The organism is Pseudomonas sp. SWI7 (genome assembly GCF_006351945.1).
Lineage (GTDB): Bacteria > Pseudomonadota > Gammaproteobacteria > Pseudomonadales > Pseudomonadaceae > Aquipseudomonas > Aquipseudomonas fulva.
Window position 1 is genome coordinate 1,754,415 of record NZ_CP040930.1, and the last position, 12,177, is coordinate 1,766,591.

12 protein-coding genes are annotated in these 12,177 nt (G+C 63.9%); 2 read left to right on the plus strand and 10 right to left on the minus strand.

The features are described 5' to 3' along the window. Nucleotides 1–56: 56 nt before the first annotated feature. From pqqD to pedF, 8 genes are all read right to left on the minus strand, one after another. The gene (pqqD, locus tag FH041_RS07845; protein ID WP_027914784.1) at nucleotides 57–329 is read right to left on the minus strand and encodes a pyrroloquinoline quinone biosynthesis peptide chaperone PqqD; all 273 of its coding nucleotides are present in this window, start codon (nucleotides 327–329) and stop codon (nucleotides 57–59) included. A gap of 63 nt (nucleotides 330–392) precedes the next feature. Further along, complete coding sequence (gene pqqA / locus FH041_RS07850) at nucleotides 393–464, minus strand: pyrroloquinoline quinone precursor peptide PqqA (RefSeq protein WP_080672057.1); 72 nt, start codon at nucleotides 462–464, stop codon at nucleotides 393–395. A 119-nt stretch (nucleotides 465–583) separates the two neighbouring features. Further along, nucleotides 584–2,104 carry an aldehyde dehydrogenase family protein gene (locus tag FH041_RS07855; RefSeq protein WP_027914783.1) on the minus strand — a complete coding sequence of 507 codons (1,521 nt, stop codon included), beginning with the start codon at nucleotides 2,102–2,104 and terminating at the stop codon, nucleotides 584–586. Nucleotides 2,105–2,222: 118 nt separating this feature from the next. Next, the gene (pedH, locus tag FH041_RS07860; protein WP_027914782.1) at nucleotides 2,223–4,013 is read right to left on the minus strand and encodes a PQQ-dependent alcohol dehydrogenase PedH; all 1,791 of its coding nucleotides are present in this window, start codon (nucleotides 4,011–4,013) and stop codon (nucleotides 2,223–2,225) included. A 142-nt stretch (nucleotides 4,014–4,155) separates the two neighbouring features. Continuing rightward, entirely contained in the window at nucleotides 4,156–5,088 is a 933-nt protein-coding gene (locus tag FH041_RS07865; protein ID WP_110606771.1) for a quinoprotein relay system zinc metallohydrolase 1, read from the minus strand. 39 nt (nucleotides 5,089–5,127) lie between these two features. Beyond that, nucleotides 5,128–5,892: a quinoprotein dehydrogenase-associated SoxYZ-like carrier gene (locus FH041_RS07870; protein WP_028687020.1), complete on the minus strand. Its 765-nt coding sequence runs from the start codon at nucleotides 5,890–5,892 to the stop codon at nucleotides 5,128–5,130. Between the two features lie 9 nt (nucleotides 5,893–5,901). Then, the gene (locus tag FH041_RS07875) at nucleotides 5,902–6,795 is read right to left on the minus strand and encodes an ABC transporter substrate-binding protein (protein ID WP_140174380.1); all 894 of its coding nucleotides are present in this window, start codon (nucleotides 6,793–6,795) and stop codon (nucleotides 5,902–5,904) included. Beyond that, nucleotides 6,792–7,253 carry a cytochrome c-550 PedF gene (gene pedF, locus FH041_RS07880; protein WP_027914778.1) on the minus strand — a complete coding sequence of 154 codons (462 nt, stop codon included), beginning with the start codon at nucleotides 7,251–7,253 and terminating at the stop codon, nucleotides 6,792–6,794. The genes FH041_RS07875 and pedF overlap by 4 nt, the downstream gene beginning before the upstream one ends. Nucleotides 7,254–7,504: 251 nt before the next feature. Here pedF and exaA point away from each other — a divergent pair, with 251 nt between their 5' ends. Continuing rightward, nucleotides 7,505–9,400, plus strand: a complete 1,896-nt coding sequence (exaA, locus tag FH041_RS07885; protein ID WP_140174381.1) for a quinoprotein ethanol dehydrogenase — start codon at nucleotides 7,505–7,507, stop codon at nucleotides 9,398–9,400. Between the two features lie 62 nt (nucleotides 9,401–9,462). Further along, nucleotides 9,463–10,122: a pentapeptide repeat-containing protein gene (locus FH041_RS07890; RefSeq protein WP_027914776.1), complete on the plus strand. Its 660-nt coding sequence runs from the start codon at nucleotides 9,463–9,465 to the stop codon at nucleotides 10,120–10,122. A gap of 14 nt (nucleotides 10,123–10,136) precedes the next feature. Here FH041_RS07890 and FH041_RS07895 read toward each other — a convergent pair whose 3' ends face one another. Both FH041_RS07895 and FH041_RS07900 read right to left on the minus strand, forming a co-directional pair. Beyond that, nucleotides 10,137–10,775 carry a response regulator transcription factor gene (locus tag FH041_RS07895; protein ID WP_027914775.1) on the minus strand — a complete coding sequence of 213 codons (639 nt, stop codon included), beginning with the start codon at nucleotides 10,773–10,775 and terminating at the stop codon, nucleotides 10,137–10,139. Then, the gene (locus FH041_RS07900; RefSeq protein WP_027914774.1) at nucleotides 10,772–12,055 is read right to left on the minus strand and encodes a histidine kinase; all 1,284 of its coding nucleotides are present in this window, start codon (nucleotides 12,053–12,055) and stop codon (nucleotides 10,772–10,774) included. The genes FH041_RS07895 and FH041_RS07900 overlap by 4 nt, the downstream gene beginning before the upstream one ends. Nucleotides 12,056–12,177 lie beyond the last annotated feature (122 nt).

A 12,177-nucleotide genomic window follows, 5' to 3' on the forward strand; every position in this document is an offset into this window, starting at 1 on the left:
GTGCCAGCGTAATGCATCCATCCACGAAAGCAACCAGACCTAGGTGGCATCGTTGCTCACTCGACCCAGGCCCTGACCCTGGCGAGCTCGAGAAAGCCCAGCACATCCTCCTCAAGGCCTCGCACGTCCCCATAGCGCTGACGCAAGTGCTCGATCACAACGGCCACGCTGCGCTGCCCGTCCAGCAGTTCCAGCACCCAACCGGCACTGCCGGTCAGTTCGATGACCATGCCCGGGCATTGGAGCACATGCATGCCGGTACTCGGCTCCCAGCGCAAGCGTGCCCGCCGGTGCACTTGCAAGGCCTGCTGACGGCTGATCGGCTCCACGGCTCAACATGTTCCTGGCGGGTAGAAAGACGCCGGCCACCGCGAGGGTGGCCGGCGTGCGGATCAACGGTTAGCGAAGTACATCGTCACTTCAAAGCCAATGCGCAAGTCGGTGAAGGTGGGTTTGGTCCACATGGCGTGTCCTCTTCTTGGGCCGGACGATTCCGGTACAGCCATTAATGCACGGGCAGCCGCGGGGCCAAATGCTACTTTGGAACGAACTCACGGCGCCCATGGACGAGGGTGCCTGAGCCTTAGAAGAAGCCCAGTGGATTGATGTCATAACTCACCAGCAGGTTCTTGGTCTGCTGGTAGTGGTCGAGCATCATCTTGTGGGTTTCGCGGCCCACGCCCGACTTCTTGTAGCCCCCGAACGCAGCGTGCGCCGGGTACAAGTGGTAGCAGTTGGTCCAGACGCGCCCGGCCTTGATGCCGCGGCCCATGCGGTAGGCACGGTTGATATCGCGGGTCCACACGCCAGCGCCCAGGCCGAATTCACTGTCGTTGGCGATGGCCAGCGCCTCGGCTTCGTCCTTGAAGGTGGTCACACCCACCACGGGCCCGAAGATTTCCTCCTGAAACACGCGCATCTTGTTGTCGCCCTTGAGCAGCGTGGGCTGGATGTAATAGCCGCTGGCAAGGTCGCCCTGCAGGCGCTCGGCAGCGCCGCCGGCCAGCAATTGCGCGCCTTCGTCCTGGGCGATCTGCAGGTAGGACAGGATCTTGTCGTACTGCTGCTCGGAGGCTTGCGCGCCGACCATGGTGTCGGTATCGAGCGGGTTGCCACGGCTGATCTTGGCGATCTTCTTCATCACCTCGGCCATGAACGGCTCGTAGATCGATTCCTGGATCAGCGCCCGCGACGGGCAGGTGCACACCTCTCCCTGGTTGAAGAAGGCCAGGACCAGCCCTTCTGCCGCCTTCTCGATGAAGGCGGGCTCGGCCTGCATGATGTCCTCGAAGAACACGTTCGGCGATTTACCGCCCAGCTCTACCGTCGAGGGGATGATGTTGTCCGCAGCGCATTTCATGATGTGCGCGCCCACCGGCGTGGAACCTGTAAAGGCGATCTTGGCAATGCGCTTGCTGGTGGCCAGGGCCTCTCCGGCTTCACGGCCAAAGCCCTGGACGATATTGAGCACGCCAGCGGGCAGCAGGTCGGCGATGAGTTCGGCAAACACGGTAATCGACAGCGGCGTCTGCTCGGCGGGCTTGAGCACCACGCAGTTGCCAGCGGCCAGTGCCGGGGCAAGCTTCCAGGCGGCCATCAGCAAAGGGAAGTTCCAAGGGATGATCTGCCCCACCACACCCAGCGGTTCATGGAAATGGTATGCGACGGTGCCCTCGTTGATCTCGGCGGCGCCGCCCTCCTGGGCTCGGATGCAGCCGGCGAAATAGCGGAAATGATCCGCCGCCAGCGGCACGTCGGCATTGAGCGTTTCACGAACGGCCTTGCCGTTGTCCCAGGTTTCGGTGATCGCCAGCACCTCCAGGTTCTGCTCGATGCGATCGGCGATGCGCAGCAGCATCAGCGCGCGGTCCTGCACCGAGGTTCTGCCCCAGGCATCGGCCGCGGCGTGGGCGGCGTCCAGGGCCTTGTCCACATCCTGGGCGGTGGACCGCGGAAATTCGGCGATCGGCTGGCCGTTGACCGGCGAGCTGTTGGTGAAATATTGCCCCGCCACTGGCGGTACGAACTGGCCGTTGATGAAGTTGCCATAGCGTGGCTTGAAGGACACGACGGCGCCTGGGGTTCCGGGTTGTGCGTAGATCATGCTGAGCCTCTGCGGGTCGATGCCTGCCTGCGACAGGCGATACGACGATGGTAAAAAGCCCCGCTTGCCAGGCGAATGCATCGTTGGCAGCGGGGCGCTCGTCATTTGGTAGTAGGGTTCAGCGCTGCGCGGTTGCGCTGGCGCCCTGCAATTGCTTGGGCAGCTTGAAGGTCCAGAGCATGCCGCCCTGGTTGAAGTCCTTGACCCGCTTGGCCACCTCCCCGCCCCACAGCGGTACAGCCCCGCCCCAGCCGGAGACCACCGACACGTACTGCTCGCCGTCCATTTCCCAGGTCACTGGTGAGCCAAGCACACCGGAGCCGGTCTGGAACTCCCACACCTTCTCGCCGGTCTTGGCATCGAAGGCCTGGAGGAACCCCTCGGGGGTGCCGGTGAAGACCAGGTTGCCCTTGGTGGTCAGCACCCCACCCCACAGCGGGGCGTAGTTCTTGTGGCGCCAGACTTCCTTGCCGCTGACCGGGTCGATGGCACGCAGTACGCCGATGTAGTCTTCGTTCAGGGGCTTGATGGTGAAGCCTGCGCCCAGAAACGCTGCGCCTTTCTTGTAGGCGATGCCCTCGTTCCAGATGTCCATGCCCCATTCGTTCGAAGGCACGTAGAACAGCCCGGTGTCACGGTTGTAGGCCATGGGCATCCAGTTCTTGGCGCCCAGGAAGGCCGGCGCGACGAACACCGAGCTGCCCTTGGCCTCGCTGCCCGGTGCGCCCGGGCGACTGGCGTCGTTGTAGAGCGGGCGACCGTCCTTGTCCAGGCCCGTGGCCCAGGTGATCTTGTCGACGAAGGGGAAGCCGCGGATGAATGTGCCGTTGGTGCGATCTAGCACGTAGAAAAAGCCGTTGCGGTCAGCCGTGGCGGCGGCCTTCACCTCCTTGCCCCCGTCCTTGTAGTTGAACGCTATCAGCTCGTTGACGCCGTCGAAGTCCCAGCCGTCGTGGGGCGTGCTTTGGAAGTGCCACTTGATCGTTCCATCGTCCGGGTTCAATGCCAGGCGCGAGGACGAATACAGGTTGTCGCCGGGACGCAGGTGCGAGTTCCAGGGGGCGGGGTTACCGGTGCCGAACAGGATCAGATTGGTTTCCGGGTCATAGTAGCCGCCCAGCCAGGGAGCCGCGCCGCCGGTCTTCCACAGATCACCCGGCCAGGTCTTGCCGGCTTCACCGCCCGAGATGCCGTTCTCGATGGCTTTGCCGTCCTTGTAGACATAGCCCATGTGGCCCTCGACCGTGGGCCGCATCCAGAGCAACTCGCCATTCTCCGGGTTGTAGGCCTGGATCTTGCCCACCACCCCGAATTCGCCCCCGGCAACGCCGGTGATGAGCTTGCCGTTAACGATCATGGGCGCCGCGCTGATGGAGTAGCCTTCCTTGTGGTCGGCCACTTTTTTGCTCCAGACCACTTTGCCGGTGTCCTTGTTCAGGGCCACCAGTTTGGCATCCAGGGTGCCGAAGAAGACCAGGTTGCCGTACAGCGCAACCCCTCGGTTGATGACATCGCAGCAAGGGCGGATATCGTCGGGCAAGCGGGCATCGTACTGCCACAGCTTCTTGCCGGTGCGTGCGTCGACGGCGAATACCCGTGAGTAGGAACCTGTGAGGTACATGACCCCATCCTTGATCAACGGCTGCGCCTGCTGGCCGCGCTGCTTCTCGCCGCCAAACGAGAATGCCCAAACCGGCCGCAACTCCTTGACGTTGCGGGTGTTGAGCATGTCCAGCGGACTGTAGCGCTGGCCCTGCACACCCAGCCCGTTGGTCACGATCTGCTGGGGGTTCTTGGGGTCTTGCAGGATCTCGGCATCGGTGACGCCGGCGTGGGCTGCGCCGGCAAGCAGCAAGGCGCTGAACACAAGGCTCAAGGCAAACACGGGACGGCATGGAGTACGGGTCATGGCAGCTACCTTTGGCTTTTTGTTATGCCGGGAAATTTTCCCGGTGTGGCGGGAATTCTTGTTCCCGCCCTGGCTGCCAGCAATTGACCGCAATGCGCAAAACCCTAGTTCCTTGGTACAAGGGAACAGGGCCTGGCCCTTATCAGGGCCTCACATCCACCCGTTGCATCACCTGCTTTTCATAGCGTGGGTACAGGTGACTGACACTTCGAATCAGCTCATAGCGCGTCAGGCTGATCGCGGCAAACCGCTCGGGCACAGGGCTGCGGATCATCTCGACCATGTCGGCGCCCTGCTCGGCGCCTTCGCGCATCAGGCCATCCAGCCAACGCAGGTAATCGTGCATCTGGGCAAAGGGCCTGCTATCGCTTGCGACAGGGCCATGGCCCGGTACCAGTTGCTGCCAGGGCAAGGCCTGCAACGTGTCCAGGTCACGTTGCCAGACGTCCAGCCCCGGGCTGTTGGGCGTGGTCAGGGCACGCTCGTAGAACACCAGGTCGCCCGCGAACAGCACGCCGGTCGTTTCATCGAAAATGGCCAGGTCAGCGCCGGTATGCCCTGCCAAGCCCAACAGGCGCAGTCGATGCCCGCCCACTTCACGCCTGCCGGGTTGTACCACCTCGGTCGGCAAGACCACTTCGGTGCCTCGCATCCAGTCACCGACCAGACGGTACATGTTCTCGGCCATGGCATCGCCCTGCTGGCGCAACAGCTCGGTCGTACCGGCCAGCGCAGCGATCGGCACCTCGGCGAATGCCTGGTTACCCAGCACATGATCCGGGTGGTGATGGGTCAACAGGACTTCGATGACGGGCTTGTCCGTGACCCCGGCGATTGCCTGGCGCATGGCCTCCCCATAGCGCTTGGACGGCCCACTATCGATCACCACCACACCGGCGTCGGTCACGATGAACGCCGTGTTCACGACATTACCGCCGTTGGCCTTCTGGAAATTGTCGGTACTGCCTTCAATTACCCAGGTGCCCTGGGCGATCTGTCGCGGCCCCAGCCGGTAGTCGAAGTCGGCCAGCGCCGGCAGGCCCACGCCCAGCAGCAAGAGCATCATCCATCGCATCAGATACCTCCCATGGGCATGAAACCACGCCGGCCACGTTCAAGGCACGGCGGCTTCGAACCGATTGCCGCTGTTGTCCTGAAGCACCAGGCGGATAGGCCCCGGTGCGCGTACATCGAACCCAAGGCTTGGGTTTTCACTGACCGCCGGATAAAGCACCAAGGTCGCGATCTGCTGCCCGTGTTCATCCAGCAACTCAGCTTGGTTGATGAAGAACTCGGGAATCCCGCTGACCAGGCCATTGTCCATGGGGTGAGCGATCTGCAGGCGCAAGCGGCTGCCATCCTGGCGCCGATAGCGCCCCCCGAGCACTTCACCCAAGTGCTCCTCCCATCCAGGCTGGGTGCGCACCACGCTGGGTGCGGTGCACCCCCCACCCGCTGCGTCGACCAGGGCCGATCCCACATGCCAGGTGCCGTCGCGGGTCAGCGCCGCTGCGCGTAACGGCGTAGCCTGCTCGACCCGGATGCGCACCGACAACCAGGGCATGACCTGTTCCCCAGGTTCGAAGTCGACGATGCGCGGCAACGGATTGAGCTCGGCCCAGGCCAGAATCCGCACCACGTCAGGCAAGGCCCGAGCATCGATCTCCAGCGGGACCTGGCGAGCATCCTCGGCAAAAGGCGGCGCCAGCACCTTGACCCGATCATCGAAGACGAACGGCGCCTGGTTCAAGATCTGCTTGTGGTAGAACGCCCACATCACCGAAGGGACAGGGTCGGCATTGCTGGCAGGTGTACCGCCCAGCCCATGAGCCGACCCGCTCAGGATGCACACCAGCCCCAATCCCGCTCGCCAGTTCATCGTCCGCTCCTATTGGTACATCTCCGGGACTTCGTAGCGCAGCCCGTAGTGCGCGTAGAGCGCCTGCATGCGCCCCTCGCGGATCATCGTTTCCAGGGTTTCTTCCAGGGCATAGGCCAGCTGCCGGTTGCTTTCGTGCACCGCCATTCCGATGTCCCAAACCTGCTTGCCCAGGCTGGGGTAGGCGTTTTCAGCCACCTGCAGGTGCCGATCGCGGGCCTGGTGCAGTTGCCAATCCACTTCACCGCGCATGGCCATCACCGCATCCACCTCGCCCTTGCCCATGGCCGCGAACGCTCGCTGCACGCTGGGGTAGTGGCGCGCGCTGGCACGCAGTAGCCCGTCGAACACCGATGTCAGGTAGAACGAAGGCACGCTGTCCACCTCGACCCCGACCGGGTGACCCTCTAGCGCCGCGATACTACTGACCGCAGGCAGGCGCCTGCGATCGAACGCCACCTGCCAGCGCTCCTGCTGGTAAGGGCCGAACATCACCACCTGGCCGTTTTCCAGCTCGCCCAATTCGTTGCGCTTCTGGGTATAGGCCTGGTCGTAGGGCACGCGCATCATCACATCGGCCAGCTGCTGGTGACGCAGCGGGCTTGCTCGCCAGATGTAATCGCGCAGGTCGTCGTCGAGCTTCTCGCCAGGCGGTGCCCAGATCAGTTGCAGGCGTACGCCCAACCCGTCGGCCAGCGCCTGCGCCAGCTCCACGTCCACCCCACGGGCCTGGCCATGGTCCTGGAAACTGTAGGGGGCAAAGTCCTTGTAGACCGCCACCTTGAGCTCGCCTGCGGCGATGATCGAATCGTAGTTGCGCACCTGCGCCTGCACCGCCGCCGCCCCTAGCAGCAGGCCGGCAATGGCGCAGAACATGGCCGCCCAGTGGCGCACGACGTTCATTCCTCCACGTGCACGCTGTCCAGGTAAGTGCGCACTGCCCAGAGCGCTTCCTGGCTCAGGTAGTCCGCCATCTTGGGCATGTATACGCGGCCATCGCGTACGGCACCGTGACGCACACGTTCGACGAACCACTCATCACCCGCTTCACCGACGTCGAGCATGCGCAGGTCAGGCGCGATGCCGCCGGACTTGGCTTCAAGACCATGACACGCCGCGCAGTTCTGGTTGTACGCCGACGCCCCGATTTCGACCGCCTTGTCGTGCTCGGGTGACTCGCGGTAAGGGTTGACCGCCGCCCAGCCATCGGCATCCAGGCTCACGCCGGCCTCCTTGATCGGGGTCAGCCCCTGGGTCTCCACCGCCTGCGGCACCACGTTGCCATGGGCCCAGGCCGACCCGGTCAACACGGCACCGGCCAACAGGCCGGCAGCCAGCACGACGTTGCGTTTGATTGTCATTGTTATGCCCTCACGGTTGCACGCAAGGCCTCAACCACAGAGGCCGTGCCGCCATCTTAGAAACCGCGGCGCCGGGGCCGTATGCTGCTTTGGTGGTCGGGTGCTCGTTCCTTGGTAGTAGGGCTTGCGACGACGTGCGAAAAGAGGTTGGCGGTGGGAAGTTTTCCCGGCCTCGGCGGGATTTTCTCCCTGTTGCGCAGCGTCCGGACGGACCACGCTGTGCGGGCCAAACTCCACAGGGAATTGCAACCATGACAACAAGATCGCTACCCGCCCCGTCTCCCCTGGCCCTGAGCGTGAAGGCCCTGCTGCTGGCCGCAAGCCTGGCCACCGGGACAGTGGCCACGGCGGCAACCACAAGCCCGGCACCTGCCAGCAAGAACGTGACCTGGGAAGACATCGCCAACGACCACCTCACGACTGGAGACGTCCTGCAATACGGCATGGGCACCAACGCCCAGCGCTGGAGCCCGCTGGCCCAGGTCAACGACAAGAACGTGTTCAAGCTGACCCCGGCCTGGTCTTACTCCTTTGGTGACGAAAAGCAACGTGGCCAGGAGTCTCAGGCTATTGTCAGCGACGGCGTGGTGTACGTCACCGGCTCCTACTCGCGGGTATTCGCCCTCGATGCCAAGACCGGCAAACGCCTGTGGACCTACAATCACCGCCTGCCGGACAACATTCGCCCGTGCTGCGACGTGGTAAACCGTGGCGCTGCCATTTACGGCGACAAGGTCTACTTTGGCACGCTGGACGCCCGGGTCATCGCGCTGAACAAACACACCGGCAAGGTGGTGTGGAACAAGAAATTCGGCGACCACAGCGCCGGCTACACCATGACCGGGGCGCCTGTGCTGGTCAAGGACAAGACCAGCGGCAAGGTGCTGCTGATCCACGGCAGCTCGGGTGACGAATTCGGCGTGGTGGGCCAGCTGTTCGCCCGTGACCCGGAAACCGGCGAGGAAGTGTGGATGCGCCCCTTCGTCGAGGGCCACATGGGCCGCCTCAATGGCAAGGACAGCACCCCTACTGGCAACGTCAAGGCACCGTCCTGGCCGGATGACCCGACCACCGAAACCGGCAAGGTGGAGGCCTGGAGCCACGGCGGCGGCGCACCCTGGCAGAGTGCAAGCTTCGATGCCCAAAGCAATACCATCATCGTTGGTGCAGGCAACCCAGGCCCCTGGAACACCTGGGCACGCACCGCCAAGGACGGCAACCCGCACGATTACGACAGCCTCTATACCTCCGGCCAGGTGGGCGTGGACCCCAGCACTGGCGAGGTCAAATGGTTCTACCAGCACACCCCCAACGACGCCTGGGACTTCTCTGGCAACAACGAGCTGGTGCTGTTCGACTACAAGGACAAGCAAGGCAAGGTGATCAAGGCCACAGGGCATGCCGACCGCAACGGTTTCTTCTACGTGGTCGATCGCAACGACGGCAAGCTGCAGAACGCCTTCCCCTTCGTCGACAACATCACCTGGGCCAGTCACATCGACCTCAAGACCGGCCGTCCCGTGGAAAATCCAGGGCAACGGCCTGCCAAGCCGCTGCCGGGAGAAACCAAGGGCAAGCCGGTGGAAGTGTCGCCACCCTTCCTGGGCGGCAAGAACTGGAACCCCATGGCCTACAGCCAGGACACCGGTCTTTTCTACATCCCGGGCAACCAGTGGAAAGAGGAATACTGGACCGAGGAAGTGAACTACAAGAAAGGCTCCGCTTACCTGGGCATGGGCTTTCGCATCAAGCGCATGTACGACGACCACGTAGGCACCCTGCGCGCCATGGACCCGACCACCGGCAAGCTGGTGTGGGAACACAAGGAGCAACTGCCGCTGTGGGCCGGGGTGCTGGCGACCAAGGGCAACCTGGTGTTCACCGGAACCGGTGACGGTTTCTTCAAGGCTTTCGACGCCAAGACCGGCAAAGAGCTTTGGAAATTCCAGACGGGCAGCGGCATCGTTTCCCCGCCCATTACCTGGGAGCAGGACGGGGAGCAATACATCGGTGTCACTGTCGGCTATGGCGGGGCGGTGCCGCTGTGGGGCGGCGACATGGCCGAACTGACCAAGCCAGTGGCCCAGGGCGGTTCGTTCTGGGTGTTCAAGATACCGAGTTGGGACACCACGACTGCTCAACGTTGACCGACAGCGGGGCGCGCTCCGGCTGCGCCCCGCCCTTTTGCGTCTGTCCAGGGAACTCGATCATGACCTTTCTACCACTGGCCTTGTTGCTGGCCATCACTCCCGCGTTGGCGCTGGCCACTGATAGCGATGACGGCGACACGCCGTTGAGCATCAACGGCTGCGTGATCGCCGAAGCCAGCCAATGCCCCGGCGCCAACCTGCGGGGCGCCAAGCTGGCCAATCAGGACCTGCGCAAGATGAACCTGGCCGGCGCCGACCTGCGCGATGCCGACCTGCGCCACGCCCGGCTGGACCTGGCCAATCTCGAAAAAGCCCGGTTGCAGGGCGCCAACCTGACCCGCGCCAGCCTGCAGCAAAGCAACCTGCGCCTGGCCGACCTGAGCAGTGCACGGCTGATGGCCATCCAGGGCTGGGGGCTGTTTGCCCAAGGCGCCCAGTTCACCAACGCCGACCTGAGCGCTGCCTACCTGCAATTCGCCCGGCTCTCGGGCGCCAGGATGCAGCAGGCCAACTTGCAGGCTGCGGACCTGGAAATGGCCTGGCTGAACAAGACCGACTTGCGCGGCGCGCATCTGAACGATGCCAATCTCCAAGAAGCCAAGCTTGGGCAGAGCAACCTCGAACAAGCCAAGCTGGAAGGCGCGCGCCTTCACTACGGCAACTTCCAGGACGCCAACATGCAAGGCTGCAGCGGCTGCCCAGCCACCTGGGAACATTGACTTCGAGCACTCGGCTAACCCGCTACACGTACCAGACCCAGGTCGATGCCCACGTGCACCAGTTCAGCATGGGAGCCGACCTGCAGTTTGCTCTTGAGCATGGTCAGGTGATTGGAGACGGTCTTTGCACTGATACACAGCTGCTCGGCGATCGACCGGGCCGGTGTGCCGCGAACCAGCATCACGAAGATTTCCAGCTCCCGCTGGGTCAGGCGTTGCAGCCTGGGATCACAAGCATCGTGCGTCGAGCTGCAGGCCAGTTGGGTAGCCAGCCCCTGCTCGATGTACGCGTATCCGGCAAGCACGCGCTGTACGGCCTCGACCAGAACCTGCGGGGCCGAGCTCTTGGTCAGATAGCCGGCCGCGCCGGCGTCCAGCGCCTGGCGTACCAGTGGCAGCTCGTCATGCATGCTGAAGAACAGCACCCGCAACTGCGGCAGGCGCTGGCGCAGGCGTCGGGTGGTTTCCAGCCCACTGATGCCGGGCAGGCCGAAGTCCATGATCACCAGATTCGGTACCTGCTCCTGCACGCGAGCCAGGGCTTCTTCACCGCTGGCAGCCTCACGCACCTGCATCGATGGCAACACGGCGCGCAGCAGGCTGGCGTAGCCTTGGCGAACCACGGCGTGGTCGTCGACCAGCACGATATTCATGACACCTCCAGGGGAATCGTCAGGGCCAGTGCCCACCCGGCACCGGGACGGGTGAGAATGAGCAGTTCACCGCCCAGGCTGCGGGCGCGCTCGGCCATTGAATGCAAACCTACCCCGGGCCGCCCAGGCTGGCTGGCGCCGCAGCCGTCGTCGCGAACCAGAAGGCGCAGCCCGTTGGCGCCCCGTTGCAGGCGTATCCGCACCTGACGGGCGTGGGCATGGCGAGCGACGTTGGTCAGCGCTTCCTGCAACAACCGGTACAGATGCGTGCGTTGGGTAGATGACAGCGCCGGCAACTGGGCCCCGACCCGCAAATGACACTCGATGGCCTGGCTGGCACGCCATTGGCTCACCAACTGGTCGAGGGCTTCGGCCATGGGCAGGTGCTGCAGCGCAACCGGGTACAAGTCCCGTATCAAGGCTCGGAAACCGAACTGCAAGCCTGCACAGTTGCGCTCCAGCGTCTGGGTGGTTTGTCGCACCTGCTCAGGTTGGTGGGCACACAATTGCAACAGACACACCTGGGCGCGGATGCCGGCCACGTACTGGCCCAGGTCGTCGTGCAGCGCCTGAGCCAGCCGCGTGCGTTCCTGCTCCTGGACCGCCAGCAAAGCGCCAGTCAGTTGCTGGTTGTCGGCCTGGGCCTGCTCGATCGCCGCGGCCATCTGGTTGAAGTGCCCGGCCAATTGGCGCGCTTGCGGGCCACCGGTCACTTGCAGACGCACGTCCAACTGCCCTTGCGACACCTGGCGCAATGCACGCAGCAGCGCAGCCAGCAGGCGCAGCCCGCGCTGCACGGCCCAACTGATGGACAGCAGGCTCATGGCCAACGCGACAGCACATACCGCCAGCAGCTGTTGCAGCGAGTCCCAGACTTCATCGACCTCATCGCGTGCGTCCACGCTCAACGCGACGCGGCGGCCATCATCGAGTACCAGCATACGGGTGCTGTCGTAATGCTCGCCTGCCAGCACCGTGCCCAACCAGCCATCGAGCCCGGCCTCGGACGGCACCGCCGTTTTTTCAGGCTCGCCAGGGTTCAGCCAATGCACGCGCACGTGGCGCAGGTGCTCGGTCAGCACAGGTTGCAGGCTCGCCGGGTCGTGGCTGGCGGCTTGGGCCATGTACGCCATCACCGCTTCGGCCGACTGCAACTCCCGCTTCACATCGGCTGATGCCTGGTGCAGCACGACCCCCGCGCAGGCCAGGGTCAACACCGCGAAACAGCCAGCGACCCACAGGTTGATACGCCAGAGGGCAGACAGATTGACAGCATGCATGACCGGGCTCCAGGGCAACTGCTGCCATCCTAGGGCGCCACGCCAGCGCACCCGCTACTACCTTGGTAGCGGCTGGGCGCTACTTTCTGCATATTCCCCGGCCCCGGTAGGCTTTCTATGCT